Below are 20,381 nucleotides of genomic sequence, written 5' to 3' on the forward strand. Positions count from 1 at the left end.
AGCGCGGATCAAGTACGTTTTTCTAAATATTTGGTTAAAATATTGTAATATTCTTCGTTTATTTGATACAAAGAGCAAATTACCTCTCTATAACTCCCTTTTTCACCCGATTTACTCGTTTTCTTATCGAATCCCAAAACGTTCCATGGCATTTTTGGTGGTTATTGCAGCAATTTCCTCCACCGAAATGCCTTTAATTTCCGCAGCTGCTTCCGCAACCAGACGTACATACGCTGTCTCATTTCGTTTTCCACGATAAGGATGAGGTGTAAGATAGGGGGAATCCGTCTCAAGGAAAAACCTGTCCATCGGAACCTTGGCGAGCACCTCTTTAGGCTGCTTGGCATTTTTGAATGTGATTGGTCCACCGAAGGAAAGATGGAATCCTAAATCCAGACACATTTTCGCTGTTTCCCAGCTACCTGAGAAGGAATGCATCACACCGCCGACCTCACCAGCCTTCTCTTCACGCAAAATACGCACAATATCCTCATGAGCATCCCGATTATGGATGACAATGGGCATATTCAGTTCTCGTGCCAATGCAATTTGTTGTCGTAATACGCGATGCTGTACCTCCTTAGGGGAAGTGTCCCAATGATAGTCTAGACCGATTTCACCGATCGCTACCACTTTTTCATGTTTGCACAATGACGCAATCCATTCCAGATCACCCTCTTGCATTGTGATCGCATCTACTGGGTGCCATCCAACAGCTGCATGGATAAAATCATACGTTTCAGCTAATTTCATCGTCGTTGGAATGGTCTCCCGGTTAAAGCCTATATTAATCATGCGAGTAACCCCTGCATCCACCGCCCGCTGAATCATATCCTCTCGATCTTCGTCGAATTGTGGTGCATCCAGATGTGTATGTGTGTCGAATAACATGCTCTTTATTTCTCCCTTCGTTATCGGAAATCGAATCCAAGTATTTCTGTATTGGAGTTTCAAATTTATTTTTTTTATCAAAAATTGTTTGGGACAACACCAATTTCAGTATTTTCATTTTTTATACCCTAGCTACTATATATAGAAGGAAAATAAAAAGCCAAATCAACATCTTGCTAAGAAAGGGTGTTCTAAACTGTATATTCACCCGCTTAGATTACAAAATTATGTCGATCTACATATCCTCCCCATTAAAGCAGATTAATGTATCATGTAAAATAGCTCTCTTAGAAAGTCTTTTGATATCAAAATGTTTCATCGTGCTGCATCACTCATGATTACAGAAAATAGGGGCGTATATGGGACGGTAATTCATGAAGGATGGCATCCACCTTATTCTGCGGATAGTACAAATGATGTTTGCCCAGATGAAGTCCACTGATCGAACGTACAATATCGGACACTTCTGACAACTCGTGCAACTTGTCCTGCCGATCAAGCAGGAGAATCTGCTTATCAGTGGATTGATCTGGACGAAACACATCATACGGATTATCCGTTGGAAAATCAATTTCAAGATCGTACTCGGGATTTAGTCCTGCTTGTACAAAAGCTTCCCGAATCTCTTCAATTATGTCCAGATCCATCTGTTCGAGCTCCACATACTTATATAATCTGCGATTCATAAACCGTTCGCACAGCTCACTCAGAACAGAGTCGTTCTCCTTGCGCCATTGCATAAAAGCTGTCTGAATTAATGATTCGTCAAGCTGCAAATACTCTTCAACAGAAATTTCTCCATGAAAGAGTTTTGGCAGTGGTTCCACCATGAAATGGAATGGAAAACCTTGCTTCACAAGTTCTTTTACCCGTTTGAAGATTTGTCGCAATATAATTTCAGAACTGCGCGTCACGGGATGAAAGTAAATCTGCCAATACATCTGGTAGCGGGACATCAGGTAATCTTCTACAGCATGCATGCCAGACTCTTTAACCACAATCCGCCCATGAAATGGACGTAACATGCGAAGAATGCGGTCCAGGTCAATTGTGCCATAATTTACTCCTGTAAAATAGGCATCCCTAAGCAGGTAATCCATCCGGTCTGCATCAAGCGGACTGGTCACCAGATTCACGACAATCGGTTTATCATACGTCTTCTGGATAACAGAAGCCACTTTCTCGTCAAAATCCGGAGCATACCGTCTTAGAATCGCCCCTACCTCGGTATCACCCGTAATAATGCGGCATGTCCAATCTTCATGATTCATGTCAAAAGCTTCTTCAATGGAATGAGAGAACGGGCCATGTCCAAGATCGTGAAGTAGGGCAGCACACAATGTCACCAATTTTTCTTCTTTAGGCCAGTCTGAATAGTGACTTCGTTCAAACTGCGAGATAATTTTGCGAGTAATTTCGTACACACCTAAGGAATGGGAGAAGCGACTGTGCTCTGCCCCATGAAAAGTAAGATAAGATGTCCCTAGTTGGCGAATCCGGCGGAGGCGCTGAAATTCAGGGGTATTGATCAACTGCCAAATAATCGGTTCTTGCACATGAATGTAATTATGTACCGGATCTTTAAACACTTTTTCTTCCGTCAGACGATGTTCCATTTCAATTCACTCCTTTTAAAATGTTCTCTTGTCTTAAAGAATAACGCGTCCAGCTTCATTTTTCACCAAGGATTCGACACATAATGACGAATTTTGTCGAATAAAGCACTTTTGTCGTTTTCCAAATCGACAAAGCTAACATGGATGTTTAAATATGAAAAAATGCTCCTAATCCCTTACCACCAGTAAACTTAAGAAAAACGCCCTATATTTTAAGCTAATTTTAAGGTTGACTGTTTTGGGAATCGTTGGTATGATGAGTATCATAAAACATAAAATAATGTCGAATAATGACAATGATAGTTAGCTGAGAGGAGCACTGATTATAATGATGAAATCAACAGGTATTGTAAGAAAAGTGGATGAACTGGGACGGGTAGTTATTCCAATCGAATTGCGTCGTACACTTGGTATTGGCGAAAAGGATGCTTTGGAAATCTACGTTGATGGTGAGCGCATCATGCTCAAAAAATACGAGCCAGCTTGTATCTTCTGTGGTAACGCAGAGAACGTAACTTATTTCAAAGGTAAAATCGTTTGTAACGAATGTATTTCCGAAATCCCTGCACCTGTAGCAAAATAAGAAAACAAGTACACTGGAATGATCTAAATTGTTAATTATAACCTTTTAATATTCCTTTATAGCCTTCCCAGTGTGAACCACACTGTTGGAGGGTCTTTTTTTATCTAACTTTAAGAGCAGACACATATCTTTCACATTTTTGGCGTGCTGCTCTTTTACATTTTAAGGTTATATTAAGGTACGTTTTAAACTCTTTTTCAGGTGTTTCCACCAGTTCGACATTTTAATTGCTGTAACTATTCAATTAAGGCATTATATACGTCCCGTTTCGCTAATCCTCGATCAGTCGCCGTTTTTTTCATCGCATCTTTCCGACTGTTTCCTTCATTTTCGTAGTGTTCCACATGTTCCTCCAGCGACAGAACCTGCCACCAGGCTTCCCGCTCAGCCTTACGCTCCTCTTCTCTGATCCCTTCAACCAGAAGACAATATTCACCCAAAGGTGGGTGCTCCTCTAGCCATTCCATGCATTCCTTCAGACTTCCTCTAACAAACTCCTCATGCCGCTTGGTCAACTCCCGAGCCAGTACAATTGAACGTTCACCTAAAATTTCCTCTAGGAAAATTAACGTTTTGCGGATTCGATGAGGAGATTCATAGAAAAGTAGTGTACCATTGGACTCGTCAAAAGACTCCAATACCTTACGCATATCCTTTTTCTCTCGCGGCAAAAAACCACCAAAGGTAAAACGTTCTGTTGGTAACCCGGATACGATCAGAGCAGATAATGCGGCATTTGGTCCAGGGATGGGAATGACCTTAACTCCTGCTTCAATAGCCAGCTTTACAAGGTCTGAACCAGGGTCTGAAATGGCAGGTAATCCTGCATCACTGACAAGAGCCAAATTTTTTCCTTCTATTATATAACGTATCAATTCAGGGCCACTTGCACCCTTATTATGCTCATGATAGCTAAACAGCATGGAAGGGGTAATTTCAAAATGGGTCAGCAACTTTCGAGTCTGGCGCGTATCTTCAGCAGCAATAATATCACAGCTCTGCAATGTCTTGATCGCCCGGAAGGTCATATCCTCCAAGTTTCCGATGGGTGTTCCAACCAAATATAACTTGCCTGTATGTTCGGGCTGCTCACTAAAGCTTTTCTGGACTTGTAAAGACATCTAGTTTCCTCCTTCCCTCGTGCGTTCAGCATGCTGCTGACCATAGTAGATCTCCATAATCTCATCACAATAACTTCCCTGTTCATTGTAAACAATAAGTGGCGGCAGCATGCGTACCTCTGGCTTGCCATCCTTCATTGCTTCAATCAACACCATGTTAGCCTCCAGATGAGCACGCGGGTGTACCATACGAATACGCTTTGGCTCTAGCTTGTATTCACGCATCAATGATATGATCTCGCCGAGACGCTGCGGTCTATGAACCATGGATACTTTCCCACCGTTACGTACGAGACGATTGCATGCCTGAATGACTTCCTCCAGTGTACATCCGATCTCATGACGTGCCATAGCCTGATGTGTATTCATCTTGAGGTCACTTCCATTCAGCGGCATGTACGGGGGATTCACCGTAATGGCATCATACACCGCATGTCCTGTCTCTTTAACCAATTCTCGCAAATCTCCCTCACGAATCTGGATAGACTTACCCAAATCATTCAACTGCACACTTCGGCGGGCCATATCGGCAAGTCTTGGTTGAATCTCAATGCCTTCAAGACTTGCCTGCGTACGTGTTGTCAGCAAAATAGGCACGACCCCGTTTCCTGTACACAAATCCAGGACACGCCCACGTTTCGGTACGGAAGCAAATCGGGCCAGCAATACAGCATCCATAGAAAAACTAAACACTTCATCGCTTTGAATAATTCGCAAATTATGAGAGAGTAGATCATCTACCCGCTCCGTTTCCTGTAAAATCACTTCTTGTTCTGTCATATGGTACACTCATCCTCCGGTACGTTAAACGTTTAAAACCTTGAAAAAAAACCGTAGGGAACCCCTACGGTCACTTCATTTATTCAAAAAAGACAGGCAGAACAGACAATCGCCTTCCGTCCGCAAATGTCCATAATAGACGTTGCAGATATGGAATCCTTCATGATACAGTCGGGCCAAGTTGTCGTAACCTTCACCCACCACATCCTCACCTGCAGCTGGACCAGCTGGTCTTGCGACAGGGGCAAGAGCAGATGAGATCGGCAGATCTGCTGCCGCTTCACGCTTAAGCAGTTTGCGTAACTGCTCATTTTCGATGGTAAGCCGCTGATTATCCTCCAGCAGCTCTTTGACAATCATTTTTAATTCTGCTAAGTCACCGTGCAACTGACCCATTTGGGTTTCCATTTCATGAATGTGCGTAAACAGATTTTTCTTTTCCAAGTTTCCACCCCGAAGCAACCATTATGGTTTACTTGATAACGACGTCATCCAGCGGAAGTTCTTTGACTTTACTGATGTCGAACAGTTGAACATGTACCGTGCGGCTACCGGCATTAATTCCAACAACTTTGCCTTCACCTAATGAAGTGACGACTACTTTTCCTACAGCCGGCAGCTCTTCTCTCACGCTCTCATAATTATCATGCTCAAATTTCAGACAGCACATAAGTCTTCCGCACAACCCTGAAATTTTCGTCGGATTCAGTGACAGGCTCTGATCTTTAGCCATCTTGATTGATACCGGCTCAAAATCACCCAGCCAAGAGGAACAGCATAATACACGTCCGCAAGGTCCTATTCCACCAAGCATTTTTGCTTCGTCGCGAACACCAATCTGTCTCAGTTCGATTCGTGTCCGGAAGATGCTTGCCAGATCCTTGACCAGCTCGCGGAAATCAACTCTTCCCTCTGCCGTAAAATAAAAAATAATTTTATTGCGATCAAACGTGAATTCCACATCAACCAGCTTCATTTTGAGGCCATGGTCTCTGATTTTATTTAAACAAGTGCCGAACGCTTCCTTGGCTGCACGCTTGTTCTCATCCACCACACGTGCATCTGTATCACCTGCAACGCGGATAACCTTTTTGAGCGGCAAAACCACATCAGCCTCGCCTACTTCCTTCTTGCCCACGACAACCTTACCGTACTCAACCCCTCGTGCCGTTTCCACGATCACGCAGTTCTCTTTCTCGATGGGAAGGTCCAGGGGATCGAAGTAATAAATTTTGCCCGCCTTTTTGAAACGGACACCCACTACACTGTACAAAAAATTAACCCCCTTGTAAGCCAACCCCACTTCGTCTGAAGCCCTGACTTCTTAGGGAACCCGCCGAAGTTATAACCGTTTGCATAGGATTGGAACTCACATGCTCCTCCAGCCTTATGCCAAACCGATCAAAAATTGCTCCAGACAAAGCTGGCCATTGACATTAAAACGCAATTTTTTTCTGCATGCCGCGGCCAAATCCATATAGGAAACCCACTGCTCTGTGCTACGGGTAGGTGCCAACTGAGACAGCATGTCTAACTGATCTATAAAAACGATATGTTCATGCCTACCATACTGAACATACAGCATGTCCCTGAACCACAAATGGAACAAACTAAGCAGCATGTCCAGGTGTTCTGAGAGTCCTGTTTTGAAAAGCTTCTGCTGTGCCGAGATCAAAGATGTACTTCCTCTGCCCAGGGACTCCTTCCCTAATTGTAACATTACGTTTCTAATTTCTGCAAACCAATTCTGCTGGAGAATTTCTCTACATGCTTCCATTCCTGACGCTAAATGGACAGCGGATCGTGCCAGATTCGCAGGAAAACCTTCCTCAATCAACGATTGAAGCATTTCCTCCGGGTTCAGTGCACTGAAAGGCACCATCTGAGAACGTGAGCGAATGGTAGGCAGCATGGCTTGTCCATTATCCGTAATCAGAATACCTACTGCGGGAACCTGAGGTTCCTCTAGAAATTTCAACAAGCTGTTTGCTGCCTGAACCGTCATTTTCTCAGCTTGCTCTATAATATATACTTTGGGATGCCCCGCCTCTGAACGGTAAGAGAAAATGCGCTGCAAATCCCGAATCTGATCTATTTTAATGTTATTTCCATCCGGCGCAAGCATCGTGATGTCTGGATGGTTTCCATGTTCTACTTTGCGGCATTCAAGACATTGCCCGCAAGCGTCATCCTCAAGCTCTGTGCAGAAGATTGCCTTGGCAAACGCCATTGCTGTCTGTAACTGCCCACTGCCAGATGGGCCGCTAAACAAATATGCATGACTAATGGCCTGACGTCTCAAACTGCTCTGTAGTAATTGCTTGGCCGCCTGCTGGCCCATGATCTGTTGAAAGGACATACTTCCTCCTCAGAAGCTTAAATTAATAAGCATCCCCCGAATTTCTCCTACTTGTTGTAAAAGAGAGATTTTTCCTTCTTCTGTATCCAGCAATTCATCCGCCATAGATAACAGAGCTGAGTCAATCTCATCGATAAGTTTGTATCGCTTACCTCTGCCTCGGCGATCCCAACCCCTCGTCTCTTTCATAGATACACCGCGGCGGACCGTCTCTTCCAGAAATCTTTTGACAAGCTGCTTGTATGCCTTCAGTTCACGAATCGTCATGGATCGAGCCAAACGATCCCCCTGAAGCTGGATTTCACTTAATCGGCGGTTGAGCTCTGCTTGGGAAGCCCGTTCCCCTTGGTGATTCATCATATCAGAGAAATTTTTGGATTGAACCGGCTTGGAGCCTGAATCATTTGTATTGATTCCAGTCTGTAGCGGTCTGAATCCAGGATTGATTTTCATGGACACGCCTGCTTTCTATCATCGTTAGGCCAATCGCACATCAGCACAGAGCGCATTGCGCCTGTGCGTAAGATGGACCTTATGGTTCGAGTTAAACTGTATATAATGGTAGAAAAAAGATAATCCATCTTATCTACGATTGTGTTCTAAGTCGCTCTCCCATAAGAAGCACATCCCTACGGAGTGAATCTTCTCTGGGAGAGATTGTGCCAATTCTTGTCGTCAAGAGAAGCGGCCCATAAGTGCCACGTATGCATATGGAATACGTTCTTTTACATCGTTCGTTATCATCATGCAAGATGCAGTCATGCTATCGATAAATGAAAAACACTCATGGATTTCATCTGTGCAAACAAATTAGAAATGCTCGAAACGATCTACCGGAAGAACAAATACGGTTGCTCCGCCGACTTGAACTTCAACAGGCAGTGGCAGGTAAGAGTCGGTCGTTCCACTCATCGGTGTAACCGGAGTTACGAGCTGTTCACGAACCTTACAACTGCTGCGAATAACGTTCATGACGGATTCGACTTGACTATCATCGACACCGATCATAAACGTCGTGTTGCCTGCCTTCAAAAATCCACCCGTACTGGCCAGCTTGGTTGCCCGAAAGTTCGCTTTGACCAATGCACTGGATAATCGGTTGCTGTCTTTATCCTGTATAATCGCAACAATCAGTTTCATCCTGCATAACCTCCTTTAGAATAAGCATTTCTAACAAAATGCCCATGTCTATATATTAGACAATTACTCGTCAAAATCCTTCAAAATTCCGGTTTCCAGCGACAAAATCATCGCTTTCTGCACCTCATCAGGAGCCTTTGAAGCATCGATAATTTTGATGCGTTCCGGAAACTTTTTCTGGAGCAGGAAGTAAGCTTCACGTACTTTACGATGAAACTCCAGGTTCTCCAGATCAAGACGGTTAACCTCACGACCATCGTGGGCCTCAATACGACCAAGTCCCTGTTCTGGCTCAATATCCAGATAAAGTGTCATATCCGGCATCAGATCCCCAATCGCAAAACGATTGATTGCCCATACATTCTCTATTCCGAGGCCGCGAGCATATCCTTGATAGGCCAGACTGCTGTCAACGAACCGATCACAGATCACGGTTTTTCCAGCTTGCAGCGCCGGTTCTACCTTCTCCGCCAGATGCTGGCTGCGTGCTGCTGCATAGAGCAGTGCTTCGGTTCGGGCATCCATCGCTGTATGAAGAGGATCCAGAATGATGCTGCGTATTTTCTCTGCAATCTCAATCCCGCCAGGCTCTCTTGTGACTACGTAAGGTATACCCCGTTCCTCAAAATAAGAACCGATTCTACCGATCATCGTCGTTTTCCCCGAGCCCTCTCCTCCTTCCAGCGTAATGAATTTACCTCTGCCCTGCATATGCTTCCCTGCCTTCTGTATCATAGCTGCATCACTTGACGGCTATTATGCATAAGCCTAGACCCTCTTGCTTCAGAATATGATCTCCCTTGCCCAGAGGTGTATAGTCACAACCGCATTTAATAACACTAAAATAATACAAGCTTGTTTTCTTTCTATCATACTATAACGCGGCTTTTACTCCAACAGGCTTCATGCGTCCTTTTTAAACCATACGTTTTAGCATTTGAAAATGGCACAACAACGATTCTTTGATCTATGGCTTGAATTCAACGTTGGAGGGAGACATAAGCTGGATTCAGTGATGAGGATGTTTCCACATACTCGCAACACTTCTTCGGAAGAGTCTTTGCTCCAAAATATATCCTTTAGGCTCTATCTATTTACATTATTTATGAACGCCTTTTATGATAAACCTGATATGTCTGTTGCTAGCTCCGCAGACGAGTACATCCTCTATAACTCAGGCTTCATGACCTTTAATTTCCGATTTTCATGATCTGAAATCCCCTGAAACTTGGCCCCTGCATCGCGTAGAACTTGAATCCGCTCTGCCAGTTTTGGAGTTATTTGCTCGCCAGGATACACTAAAGGAATCCCTGGGGGATACGGAATAACCATCTCTGCAGATCGATAGCCCTCACAGTCTTCAATAAGAACCTCGATCATATCTGGCTCCATGATTGGTTGAAGGGAGAATAGAACAGGCTCTGAGAAAAGTTCATTTTCTTCTATATTGTTCCACGTGGAAACATAGGCTGGGGAGTCATTTCGAGACGCCGTCTTTACAGAGTCGGTCGATGACATCGAATGTTCAGGCTTACAGGCAGTATTAATATGCTGTAAAGCCTGTAGCACATGCTCGGCATCATCCACTGTCGAGCCAAGACTAAAGAGCAGGACGACGTACCGCTCGTCGCTCATCTCTGGCACGCAGCCGCACGCTTCCAGCTGCTGCTGCAGCCCATAACCGCTCAGTACCCCTGCGTCGTCATAAATGACGACCTTGAACGGGTCCTGAGCGGTATATCCTTTGCGGCCAGGCATCGCCGCCGCAATTGCATCGCCGCATAGCGGCTCCTGCTGCAGCAGCGAATCCGCAGGCTGCAGCAACTGAAAGCGCGGCAGCTCCGTGAGGCCGCGCTTCAAAGCTTTCACGGCAGCAAGTCCTGCCGTGAAAGCTTCCGCGCCGTGCACATGCACTAGTCGGCGCGAAAGATCAAGCGAAGCCATCACCGGGTAGGATGGGCTTGAGCTTTGCACCATGGCCAGACGCTGCCGAAGCAGGGACCGATTCAACCGTGGTCCCTGAATGTGCAGCATGGCTCCCATGGTGAAAGCGGCCAGCATCTTATGCGTTGACTGCACTACACCGTCTACTCCGCAGGACAGTGCAGACATAGGCAGCTCCGGATGCTGCCCATAATGCGCGCCATGCGCTTCATCCACGAGTAATGGCATACCCGCCTCGTGGCAAACTCCGGCAATGGGCGTCAGATCCGCGCCCATGCCATAATAATTTGGCAACGTGACGAATACTCCCTTTGCCTCAGGATACTTCTGGACAGCAGCCTTAACCGCCTCAACCGGCGGCATGACAGCAAGTCCAGATCCAGGGTCAACCCAGGGCTCCAGAAATACCGCTCTTGCGCCCGCCAGCATTAATCCATGGATAACCGATTTATGTACATTACGCTGCACCAGCACGATGCTTCCTGGCTCATCACAGATTGTAAGCAATAAAGACAGATTACCGGCGGTACTTCCCCCTACGAGAAAGAAACTTTCTTCCGCACCAAAACAGTCTGCTGCCAGCTCCTGGGCTTGCTTGATCACTCCCTCAGGGTGATGGAGGTCATCTGTACCGGTAATCTCTGTAACGTCCATCTCCATCATCTCCAGATAGGCCCTTACCGGTACGACTATACTTTTAGAGGGTTCTGCACTCTTCAGATTTTCCCCTCCAATAAATCCAGGATCACTCTCTTCATGGTGCCTCTTTAGTTTTGCTCCTCTAACGTGTCCTGTTTCTGTATACCGAGTATCTTCCTTTTCCTCTGTTTGTTGCATCCATTGATGATAGACCTGTCCATTCTTATGTCCAGGCACATGAAATGAACGCTGCTTCATATGACGGTATGCAAGCAATGCTTCGTACAAAGGTGCTTTCTCTTTTCCTATCCCTGGTGTATCATTTTCGTTCATAAAATATCCATCCTGTTACTTTAATTATTTTCTTCAAACAAACATTTGTACTCTTGGTATCAGCATACGCCTTCTGCACATATCAGACAAGACATCCCAAGCCATACAACAAAAAAAGGCCTCTTGGGCCCCATATACTCCATAACATCACTATACGTATTCTAACCTCTATGTGGATAATAAGACATTCTTTAAGCGTTCTTTTGCACCCAAATCTGTTTCATCTGATGAATAAAAAAATTGTACTTCGCATCCTGCGCATCGGTATGAACCATCTCTGCTTCACAAGTGTCACATATGAATTCAGATACAATAAAAATGCCTTCTCTCTTCCGCTGCTCGCAAATAATACATGTGTGTTCGGCATGTTCTTCCATGAACCATCCCACCTTGTTTTACGTTTACTATCAGTATTGCACAGTTTCTATTATTTTAAACATTTTCATAGTGCTTTCTTTCTATAAAATATATATATTCACTCACCTCTTGATGGGTGTCTGTACCGAAAATACACCATACATTATCTACTTTATTACTATTCTTGGTCTTGCATATACTCATTCTCTTTTCATGAGATGTCGATATTTCACAGCTACCTTTGCCTCAATTCAAACTTCATTACAATAATCTTAAAAAAACTTGGAATTTCAGCCGATATATAAGATATGATAACGATATCAAAGTCTCATAAGCCAAATACATCTTTTTTTATCACGATCTTCATCTCTCAATACATATGTATACTCTATCACACGTAACCCTGAAGGAGGATTTATAATCGTATGATCGCCGAACCGGAGAATAAGGCAACCTTTTATCAGTACCGACTTCTAAAGAAAAAAATTATCGCTCGTAGTGTCATGTACAGCTACCTGTGTCTCCCCGTTATGATGCTCTTATTTAATTTGCTAGCCTTCTCCTGGAACGGCCTCTTTTTCTTTTTGCTAGCAGCGCCGATTACCGTCTGGATCCATTATGTCATTGCCAGAACCATATTGCTGCTGGTCCGAACCTCTTATGCCAAGCGTTGGCATTGGAACCTGCGCATGCCATGGTTCGGTTATGTACCAGATCAGCATTTCAGTTACCGGATGTTTATCCGGGTCCATCTGAATATGAGCTGGATTGGATTGTGTATCATCACCGTATGCTTGCTGTGGTCTCCTTTGTCCTTCACGCTGTCACTAATATTCTGGCACCTGTGGTTACTTGGGCCTCGCTTTTACGTTATACTGATTCTTTCTCGCGAACGCAAAGACGGTCTTATCAAATTAAACGATCAAGATGTCTCTTATTACTTGCAGTAAAATAGTCTCATTTACCAATCATACTTAATAAGACAAGGTTATCCACTGTGGATAACCTTGTCTTACTTCCTTTTTGTTTTATCCACAACAAAATCTATTTAGCTTATGCTCCTTCTCTAAATTGTAGGATATCCCTTCTGCTCACTGAACCCTATAAATCACAGTTTATCTCTGCTATTTCACTCGTAGTCAAACAAAAAAGCCCTCATCTCTACCGATGAGAACTTCAACTTTATAGGAACATTACAATGTTAATTCGTACACTTTAACACATTCAAGATTCAATCCTCTTCCCCCAGTGACTTTACTGTGGTTTGGGTTGTTTCATTTCGGGGAACCATCAATGTAAACGAACCATCATGAACTGCCAACTGTACGATATGGCCATCCTTGGAGAAAATATGCAGGTTCCTTGAGGAATTCGATGAACGCTTGGCCTGTCTCTCCGTCCATCCCCAACTTTTAATCTCGTTAAGATAAACCTCAGGTAAGCTGGTGCTCTCACTGATTCCAGCCAATGTATATCGAACATAATCCATATCTGAATTATTCTCAGATTGGTCAGATTTATTCGCTACTTTTGGTACAGGGAAACTCTTCTCATTAACCGCACCTTCATATGAGATCCATACTGATCCTGCAGCTTCACCACAGCCTGCAAGAACGACTGCTAAACAAAGCAACAGAAGTGAATGGAGTCCAAATCTCCGCCAACTTAACACACACACCCTCCTTTTCACAGCTGCACAATCCAGCTCTTCGGTCAGGTACTTTTAGCATATTTAACATAGTCCTATTATACTGGTTTTATCCCTGCCATCCGTAACAAAAATGTTACCTTCCCATAACGAAGATGTCAGAGCTCTATACCAAAATATAAAATTAACAAAATAAAAACCACCACCGAATTACATCGGCAGTGGTTCTTTGCTTGGCGGCGTCCTACTCTCCCAGGACCCTGCGGTCCAAGTACCATCGGCGCTAGAGGGCTTAACGGTCGTGTTCGGGATGGGTACGTGTGGAACCCCTCCGCCATCGCCACCAAACGCGATTGGTCGAAGCATAGCTTCTTCCATTCATCAGAGTGTTGTTCTCTGAAAACTAGATTCGAAACGAAACTCACGCAAACTCAAACGTGCTATTGGATAAGCCCTCGACCGATTAGTACTGGTCAGCTCCATGCATTGCTGCACTTCCACCCCCAGCCTATCTACCTCGTCGTCTTCAAGGGGTCTTACATACTGGGAAATCTCATCTTGAGGGGGGCTTCACGCTTAGATGCTTTCAGCGCTTATCCCGTCCGTACATAGCTACCCAGCGGTGCTCCTGGCGGAACAACTGGTACACCAGCGGTACGTCCATCCCGGTCCTCTCGTACTAAGGACAGCTCCTCTCAAATTTCCTACGCCCACGACAGATAGGGACCGAACTGTCTCACGACGTTCTGAACCCAGCTCGCGTACCGCTTTAATGGGCGAACAGCCCAACCCTTGGGACCTACTTCAGCCCCAGGATGCGATGAGCCGACATCGAGGTGCCAAACCTCCCCGTCGATGTGGACTCTTGGGGGAGATAAGCCTGTTATCCCCAGGGTAGCTTTTATCCGTTGAGCGATGGCCCTTCCATGCGGTACCACCGGATCACTAAGCCCGACTTTCGTCCCTGCTCGACTTGTTGGTCTCGCAGTCAAGCTCCCTTATGCCTTTGCACTCTTCGAATGATTTCCAACCATTCTGAGGGAACCTTTGGGCGCCTCCGTTACTCTTTAGGAGGCGACCGCCCCAGTCAAACTGCCCACCTGACACTGTCCCCGTACCCGTTGAGGGCACCAGGTTAGAACCTAGATACGATCAGGGTGGTATCCCAACGGTGCCTCCACACAAGCTGGCGCTCATGCTTCTAAGGCTCCCACCTATCCTGTACAGATCGTACCCAAATTCAATATCAAGCTGCAGTAAAGCTCCATGGGGTCTTTCCGTCTTGTCGCGGGTAACCTGCATCTTCACAGGTATTAAAATTTCACCGGATCTCTCGTTGAGACAGCGCCCAAGTCGTTACGCCATTCGTGCGGGTCAGAATTTACCTGACAAGGAATTTCGCTACCTTAGGACCGTTATAGTTACGGCCGCCGTTTACTGGGGCTTCGGTTCACAGCTTCGGATTACTCCTAACCACTCCCCTTAACCTTCCAGCACCGGGCAGGCGTCAGCCCGTATACTTCGCCTTACGGCTTCGCACAGACCTGTGTTTTTGCTAAACAGTCGCTTGGGCCTTTTCACTGCGGCCCCCTCGTGCTATTCACACTACCGGGGCACCCCTTCTCCCGAAGTTACGGGGTCATTTTGCCGAGTTCCTTAACGAGAGTTCTTCCGCGCGCCTTAGAATTCTCTTCTCGCCTACCTGTGTCGGTTTGCGGTACGGGCACCTTCATCTGGCTAGAGGCTTTTCTTGGCAGTGTGAGATCATGACCTTCGCTACTGTAATTTTCGCTCCCCATCACAGCTCAGCCTTACAATGTGCGGATTTGCCTACACATCAGCCTTACTGCTTAGACGGACATCCATCAGTCCGCGTCACTACCCTACTGCGTCCCCCCATCGCTCGTAACGATTTACGGTGGTACAGGAATTTCGACCTGTTGTCCTTCGACTACGCCTTTCGGCCTCGCCTTAGGTCCCGACTTACCCTGAGCGGACGAGCCTTCCTCAGGAACCCTTAGGCTTTCGGCGGATCAGATTCTCACTGATCTTTTCGTTACTCATACCGGCATTCTCACTTGTATAATGTCCAGCGCTCCTTACGGTACACCTTCAACCCTTATACAACGCTCCCCTACCCCTGATGCAATGCATCAAGCCATAGCTTCGGTGGTGTGTTTAGCCCCGTTACATTTTCGGCGCAGAGTCACTCGACCAGTGAGCTATTACGCACTCTTTCAATGGTGGCTGCTTCTAAGCCAACATCCTGGTTGTCTGTGCAACTCCACATCCTTTCCCACTTAACACACACTTGGGGACCTTAGCTGATGGTCTGGGCTGTTTCCCTTTTGACAATGGATCTTAGCACTCACTGTCTGACTCCCGGAAGTAAGTCTATGGCATTCGGAGTTTGACTGAGCTTGGTAACCCTTGCGGGCCCCGCACCCAATCAGTGCTCTACCTCCACGACTCTGTTTTCCGAGGCTAGCCCTAAAGCTATTTCGGGGAGAACCAGCTATCTCCGAGTTCGATTGGAATTTCTCCGCTACCCCCACCTCATCCCCGCATTTTTCAACATGCGTGGGTTCGGGCCTCCAGTGCGTGTTACCGCACCTTCACCCTGGACAGGGGTAGATCACCCGGTTTCGGGTCTACGTCCACGTACTATGGCGCCCTATTCAGACTCGCTTTCGCTGCGGCTCCGGCTCTTCACCTTAACCTTGCACGGGAACGTAACTCGCCGGTTCATTCTACAAAAGGCACGCCATCACCCCTAAAACGGGCTCTGACTTTTTGTAAGCACACGGTTTCAGGTTCTATTTCACTCCCCTTCCGGGGTGCTTTTCACCTTTCCCTCACGGTACTGCTTCACTATCGGTCGCTAGGAAGTATTTAGCCTTGGCAGATGGTCCTGCCGGATTCATACGGGGTTTCACGTGCCCCGCACTACTCGGGATCCGTCTCGGAGGGAACCAACTTTCAACTACAGGGCTTTTACCTTCTTTGGCGGGCCTTTCCAGACCTCTTCGCTTAACCGGTTCCTTTGTAACTCCATGTGAGACGTCCCACAACCCCAAAGAGCAAGCTCCTTGGTTTGGGCTTCTCCGCGTTCGCTCGCCGCTACTGACGGAATCACTATTGTTTTCTCTTCCTCAAGGTACTTAGATGTTTCAGTTCCCTTGGTATGCCTCTGCACAACCTATGTATTCAGTTGTGAGTAACTGGATATTACCCCAGCTGGGTTTCCCCATTCGGACATCCCCGGATCAAAGCTTGCTTACAGCTCCCCGAGGCAGTTTCGTTGTTCGCCACGTCCTTCATCGGCTCCTAGCGCCTAGGCATCCTCCGTGTGCTCTTAGTAGCTTAACCATTGCGCTCGTGTTCGAGTTGTCGCTCCGCTTGGTTTGCTTGCGCAAATCCAAAAGTCGCTCCATTTCGATCACTCGCTCCAGCAATCTACCGTTTTTATTGAAACTTGTTATACACAAGTTCAGCTAAAAAGGAATGTTCTAATTCGCGTTTGTTTCGTTTCGATATCTAGTTTTCAAAGAACAAATCGTTTCATTCGAGCCGTTCACAAGAAGTGTCGGTCGAATAAACGAGAAGTTTTGAGAGTTTGAACTCTCAAAACTGAGCAACGAGTGAGTTAAAAGCTTTACGAAGTAAAGCTCGCTTCGGAAGTATACTTCCTGAAGACTTTTTGAATGTTTCCACGCGGGAAACGATTCTCCATAGAAAGGAGGTGATCCAGCCGCACCTTCCGATACGGCTACCTTGTTACGACTTCACCCCAATCATCTATCCCACCTTCGGCGGCTGGCTCCTTGCGGTTACCCCACCGACTTCGGGTGTTATAAACTCTCGTGGTGTGACGGGCGGTGTGTACAAGACCCGGGAACGTATTCACCGCGGCATGCTGATCCGCGATTACTAGCAATTCCGACTTCATGCAGGCGAGTTGCAGCCTGCAATCCGAACTGAGACCGGCTTTGCTGGGATTGGCTCCATCTCGCGATTTCGCTGCCCGTTGTACCGGCCATTGTAGTACGTGTGTAGCCCAGGTCATAAGGGGCATGATGATTTGACGTCATCCCCACCTTCCTCCGGTTTGTCACCGGCAGTCTATCTAGAGTGCCCACCCGAAGTGCTGGCAACTAAATATAAGGGTTGCGCTCGTTGCGGGACTTAACCCAACATCTCACGACACGAGCTGACGACAACCATGCACCACCTGTCTCAACTTTCCCCGAAGGGCACCTGATGCATCTCTGCTTCGTTAGTTGGATGTCAAGACCTGGTAAGGTTCTTCGCGTTGCTTCGAATTAAACCACATACTCCACTGCTTGTGCGGGTCCCCGTCAATTCCTTTGAGTTTCAGTCTTGCGACCGTACTCCCCAGGCGGAGTGCTTAATGTGTTAACTTCGGCACCAAGGGTATCGAAACCCCTAACACCTAGCACTCATCGTTTACGGCGTGGACTACCAGGGTATCTAATCCTGTTTGCTCCCCACGCTTTCGCGCCTCAGCGTCAGTTGCAGCCCAGAGAGTCGCCTTCGCCACTGGTGTTCCTCCACATATCTACGCATTTCACCGCTACACGTGGAATTCCACTCTCCTCTTCTGCACTCAAGTCACACAGTTTCCAGTGCGATCCGGGGTTGAGCCCCGGGATTAAACACCAGACTTACATGACCGCCTGCGCGCGCTTTACGCCCAATAATTCCGGACAACGCTTGCCCCCTACGTATTACCGCGGCTGCTGGCACGTAGTTAGCCGGGGCTTTCTTCTCAGGTACCGTCACCTTGAGAGCAGTTACTCTCCCAAGCGTTCTTCCCTGGCAACAGAGCTTTACGATCCGAAAACCTTCATCACTCACGCGGCATTGCTCCGTCAGGCTTTCGCCCATTGCGGAAGATTCCCTACTGCTGCCTCCCGTAGGAGTCTGGGCCGTGTCTCAGTCCCAGTGTGGCCGATCACCCTCTCAGGTCGGCTACGCATCGTCGCCTTGGTGAGCCGTTACCTCACCAACTAGCTAATGCGCCGCAGGCCCATCCCCAAGTGACAGATTGCTCCGTCTTTCCAGTTTCCTTCAGGCGAAGAAAACAAGTATTCGGTATTAGCTACCGTTTCCGGTAGTTGTCCCAAGCTTGAGGGCAGGTTGCCTACGTGTTACTCACCCGTCCGCCGCTAACCGTCCGAGAAGCAAGCTTCTCTTCAAGTCCGCTCGACTTGCATGTATTAGGCATGCCGCCAGCGTTCGTCCTGAGCCAGGATCAAACTCTCCAATAAAGTATTGAAAAGAGCGATAAGCTCATTTTGAATCTGACGAGATTAAAAATCTCATTTGTGCTCCAGTCGACCCAAGCCAAGGCTTGTCTCGAACTTTCGCGTTCATTCTGCAAGCAGAATGTTCACTCACTCGTTGTTCAGTTTTCAAAGATCAAACTTGTTTAGCCACTGTCACTCATTTGTTCCAGCAACTCTTATATCATATCATGTCCGAACCAACTTTGCAAGCTCTTTTTTTCAAGTTTCTTTCGAAGCCTGTTTTTATTTGCTTGCCACACCATGTGAACCATGTTTTCTTGGCCGGAATTAGAATATACCATGTACAGAATAACAATGCAAGTGTTTTTTTGAAAAGTAACGATCTTCTTGAAAAAATATAACATTCATTGATTTATACATATTTATCTTTGTTAACTAGCTCTCTCAATACAAAAGACCCCCTCTTCACGAGAAGGTCTTAACTATATTAAAAGAATCAGACTCTAACCCAGTACTTCCTGAATATATAACTGTCTTTGTTGCATCAGGTTGATAATAGCCCCTTCTACAGATACCATCGGCCGTGTAGGATGATCTCGATCAGAGAAAATAATCTCGCCAATCTGATTATTGCTTAATTTCACTCGGATTCCATTATGAATTTGAGTAGAACGCTGCACAAACACATTCACAATAGCAGGATCCAGTTTGCCAAACGCCTCACTTTGAATTTGCTCAAGAACCAGATATGGAGACTGAGCCTTTCGATAAATCTTCTCCAGGGTCATCGCATGAAAAATATCTGCTATGGCTACAATTTTGGCATAGATGTGGATCTGAGTACCCATAAGCCGCAAGGGATAACCCGATCCATCCACTTTTTCGTGATGCTGCAGTGCTGCAAGTCTTGCACCCTCATTAATGGCCGTTGCCTGTTTAAGGATCTGGTAGCCATACTTCGTATGATGCTTGATCTCCTCCTGCTCGGCGGTTGTCAGGGAAGAAGGTTTATGAAGAATCTGCGGATCGATTTTATTATTGCCAATATCATGGAATAAACCTGCAAAAGCAACCTGCATCCAATCTTTCGAAGGAAGATCGACCCACTGAGCCAGTTGATAAGAAGTAATTGCACTCAGCACAGCATGATGATATACATAATCGTGTTCTTTCATGCTACGGGGACTGAAGGTGAGTACATTATATTGCTTTAGATGCATAAACAAAGCTTCAAGCTGGGTGCGTAACTCGTATACAGGCAATTCTGCGGCCAAAGAGGAGAGGAATGCGTTTTTGGTCAACGTAACCATTTTTTCGTATTCTTCCTGAAGTGTACTGACCCTTGTTGTGACTATTGTGCTTGTCCGATCCCCATTCTGCTCTGCAACGGCTGTTCCTGCGGCCCCAGTCAATCCAGCTGCACCCTTGGAGCCTGCAGCGCCTGTTGCTGTCCTATCTTGCTCAATGTCTACCTGATGAATCATAAAAGCCCTGAGGACTTCCATATCTTTCGGTAAAATGATTTTTCCCTTTTGAAGCAATACATTGCCCCGCAACGTCTGCACATCACTTCCCAATTTCAGTCCAGGTTTGACTTCTGACAGGGTGATTAATCCCATATTGATTCCCCTCACTCATCGTTCTTCTTAAGATGATGACAATACAAGACCATAGTCCCGGTTTCTCATGTTATTTCCCAT

16 protein-coding genes and 3 rRNA genes are annotated in these 20,381 nt (G+C 46.2%); 2 read left to right on the top strand and 17 right to left on the bottom strand.

The genetic code is table 11. From position 1 onward, the window contains the following. Positions 1-123: 123 nt before the first annotated feature. Together ACR8BL_RS16505 and ACR8BL_RS16510 are read right to left on the bottom strand one after the other, a co-directional pair. Positions 124-891 (bottom strand): TatD family hydrolase, encoded by a 768-nt coding sequence (locus ACR8BL_RS16505; protein WP_434748622.1) that lies wholly within the window; start codon positions 889-891, stop codon positions 124-126. A gap of 338 nt (positions 892-1,229) precedes the next feature. Then, a complete protein-coding gene (locus ACR8BL_RS16510; RefSeq protein ID WP_434748623.1) occupies positions 1,230-2,507 on the bottom strand; it encodes an HD domain-containing protein in 1,278 nt (425 codons plus the stop codon). A gap of 328 nt (positions 2,508-2,835) precedes the next feature. Between ACR8BL_RS16510 and ACR8BL_RS16515 the strand changes: the two genes are divergently transcribed. Next, positions 2,836-3,090, top strand: coding sequence for an AbrB/MazE/SpoVT family DNA-binding domain-containing protein (locus ACR8BL_RS16515; protein WP_017691383.1), 255 nt, complete (start codon positions 2,836-2,838; stop codon positions 3,088-3,090). Positions 3,091-3,326: 236 nt separating this feature from the next. Here ACR8BL_RS16515 and rsmI read toward each other — a convergent pair whose 3' ends face one another. The 10 genes from rsmI to ACR8BL_RS16565 form a co-directional block, all read right to left on the bottom strand. Continuing rightward, complete coding sequence (gene rsmI, locus ACR8BL_RS16520; RefSeq protein ID WP_434748624.1) at positions 3,327-4,211, bottom strand: 16S rRNA (cytidine(1402)-2'-O)-methyltransferase; 885 nt, start codon at positions 4,209-4,211, stop codon at positions 3,327-3,329. Beyond that, positions 4,212-4,991, bottom strand: coding sequence for a tRNA1(Val) (adenine(37)-N6)-methyltransferase (locus tag ACR8BL_RS16525; protein ID WP_434748625.1), 780 nt, complete (start codon positions 4,989-4,991; stop codon positions 4,212-4,214). 75 nt (positions 4,992-5,066) lie between these two features. Continuing rightward, on the bottom strand, positions 5,067-5,435 hold the full coding sequence (yabA, locus tag ACR8BL_RS16530; RefSeq protein WP_434748626.1) for a DNA replication initiation control protein YabA: 369 nt from the start codon (positions 5,433-5,435) through the stop codon (positions 5,067-5,069). 28 nt (positions 5,436-5,463) lie between these two features. Beyond that, the gene (locus tag ACR8BL_RS16535) at positions 5,464-6,264 is read right to left on the bottom strand and encodes a PSP1 domain-containing protein (RefSeq protein ID WP_434748627.1); all 801 of its coding nucleotides are present in this window, start codon (positions 6,262-6,264) and stop codon (positions 5,464-5,466) included. Between the two features lie 114 nt (positions 6,265-6,378). Continuing rightward, entirely contained in the window at positions 6,379-7,350 is a 972-nt protein-coding gene (holB, locus tag ACR8BL_RS16540; protein WP_434748628.1) for a DNA polymerase III subunit delta', read from the bottom strand. A 9-nt stretch (positions 7,351-7,359) separates the two neighbouring features. After that, a complete protein-coding gene (locus ACR8BL_RS16545) occupies positions 7,360-7,803 on the bottom strand; it encodes a YaaR family protein (RefSeq protein WP_090924593.1) in 444 nt (147 codons plus the stop codon). Positions 7,804-8,160: 357 nt separating this feature from the next. Beyond that, complete coding sequence (locus ACR8BL_RS16550; protein WP_047914178.1) at positions 8,161-8,490, bottom strand: cyclic-di-AMP receptor; 330 nt, start codon at positions 8,488-8,490, stop codon at positions 8,161-8,163. A 63-nt stretch (positions 8,491-8,553) separates the two neighbouring features. Next, a complete protein-coding gene (tmk, locus tag ACR8BL_RS16555; RefSeq protein WP_434748629.1) occupies positions 8,554-9,201 on the bottom strand; it encodes a dTMP kinase in 648 nt (215 codons plus the stop codon). A gap of 456 nt (positions 9,202-9,657) precedes the next feature. Beyond that, a complete protein-coding gene (locus ACR8BL_RS16560; RefSeq protein WP_434748630.1) occupies positions 9,658-11,406 on the bottom strand; it encodes an aminotransferase class I/II-fold pyridoxal phosphate-dependent enzyme in 1,749 nt (582 codons plus the stop codon). Positions 11,407-11,597: 191 nt separating this feature from the next. Beyond that, on the bottom strand, positions 11,598-11,783 hold the full coding sequence (locus ACR8BL_RS16565) for a sigma factor G inhibitor Gin (RefSeq protein WP_110899245.1): 186 nt from the start codon (positions 11,781-11,783) through the stop codon (positions 11,598-11,600). A 405-nt stretch (positions 11,784-12,188) separates the two neighbouring features. Between ACR8BL_RS16565 and ACR8BL_RS16570 the strand changes: the two genes are divergently transcribed. After that, on the top strand, positions 12,189-12,713 hold the full coding sequence (locus ACR8BL_RS16570; RefSeq protein ID WP_434748631.1) for a hypothetical protein: 525 nt from the start codon (positions 12,189-12,191) through the stop codon (positions 12,711-12,713). Between the two features lie 281 nt (positions 12,714-12,994). Here ACR8BL_RS16570 and ACR8BL_RS16575 read toward each other — a convergent pair whose 3' ends face one another. The 5 genes from ACR8BL_RS16575 to ACR8BL_RS16595 form a co-directional block, all read right to left on the bottom strand. Continuing rightward, positions 12,995-13,435: a hypothetical protein gene (locus ACR8BL_RS16575; RefSeq protein ID WP_434748632.1), complete on the bottom strand. Its 441-nt coding sequence runs from the start codon at positions 13,433-13,435 to the stop codon at positions 12,995-12,997. 207 nt (positions 13,436-13,642) lie between these two features. Further along, positions 13,643-13,759: ribosomal RNA gene (rrf, locus tag ACR8BL_RS16580) — 5S ribosomal RNA — on the bottom strand. A 95-nt stretch (positions 13,760-13,854) separates the two neighbouring features. Continuing rightward, positions 13,855-16,780: ribosomal RNA gene (locus ACR8BL_RS16585) — 23S ribosomal RNA — on the bottom strand. 366 nt (positions 16,781-17,146) lie between these two features. Next, positions 17,147-18,702, bottom strand: a 16S ribosomal RNA gene (locus ACR8BL_RS16590). Together the 16S, 23S and 5S rRNA genes form the textbook arrangement of a ribosomal RNA operon. 482 nt (positions 18,703-19,184) lie before the next feature. Next, positions 19,185-20,300 (bottom strand): HD-GYP domain-containing protein, encoded by a 1,116-nt coding sequence (locus ACR8BL_RS16595; protein ID WP_434748633.1) that lies wholly within the window; start codon positions 20,298-20,300, stop codon positions 19,185-19,187. Positions 20,301-20,381 lie beyond the last annotated feature (81 nt).

The organism is Paenibacillus amylolyticus (genome assembly GCF_051136285.1).
GTDB classification, from domain to species: domain Bacteria; phylum Bacillota; class Bacilli; order Paenibacillales; family Paenibacillaceae; genus Paenibacillus; species Paenibacillus amylolyticus_F.

Excerpts from the sequence above, each read along its gene's own strand:
- ACR8BL_RS16505 (WP_434748622.1), bottom strand. The coding sequence starts at position 891 with ATGTTATTCGACACACATACACATCTGGATGCACCACAATTCGACGAA.
- ACR8BL_RS16510 (WP_434748623.1), bottom strand. The coding sequence starts at position 2,507 with ATGGAACATCGTCTGACGGAAGAAAAAGTGTTTAAAGATCCGGTACAT.
- ACR8BL_RS16515 (WP_017691383.1), top strand. The coding sequence starts at position 2,836 with ATGATGAAATCAACAGGTATTGTAAGAAAAGTGGATGAACTGGGACGG.
- rsmI (WP_434748624.1), bottom strand. The coding sequence starts at position 4,211 with ATGTCTTTACAAGTCCAGAAAAGCTTTAGTGAGCAGCCCGAACATACA.
- ACR8BL_RS16525 (WP_434748625.1), bottom strand. The coding sequence starts at position 4,991 with ATGACAGAACAAGAAGTGATTTTACAGGAAACGGAGCGGGTAGATGAT.
- holB (WP_434748628.1), bottom strand. The coding sequence starts at position 7,350 with ATGTCCTTTCAACAGATCATGGGCCAGCAGGCGGCCAAGCAATTACTA.
- ACR8BL_RS16545 (WP_090924593.1), bottom strand. The coding sequence starts at position 7,803 with ATGAAAATCAATCCTGGATTCAGACCGCTACAGACTGGAATCAATACA.
- ACR8BL_RS16550 (WP_047914178.1), bottom strand. The coding sequence starts at position 8,490 with ATGAAACTGATTGTTGCGATTATACAGGATAAAGACAGCAACCGATTA.
- tmk (WP_434748629.1), bottom strand. The coding sequence starts at position 9,201 with ATGCAGGGCAGAGGTAAATTCATTACGCTGGAAGGAGGAGAGGGCTCG.
- ACR8BL_RS16560 (WP_434748630.1), bottom strand. The coding sequence starts at position 11,406 with ATGAACGAAAATGATACACCAGGGATAGGAAAAGAGAAAGCACCTTTG.
- ACR8BL_RS16565 (WP_110899245.1), bottom strand. The coding sequence starts at position 11,783 with ATGGAAGAACATGCCGAACACACATGTATTATTTGCGAGCAGCGGAAG.
- ACR8BL_RS16570 (WP_434748631.1), top strand. The coding sequence starts at position 12,189 with ATGATCGCCGAACCGGAGAATAAGGCAACCTTTTATCAGTACCGACTT.
- ACR8BL_RS16595 (WP_434748633.1), bottom strand. The coding sequence starts at position 20,300 with ATGGGATTAATCACCCTGTCAGAAGTCAAACCTGGACTGAAATTGGGA.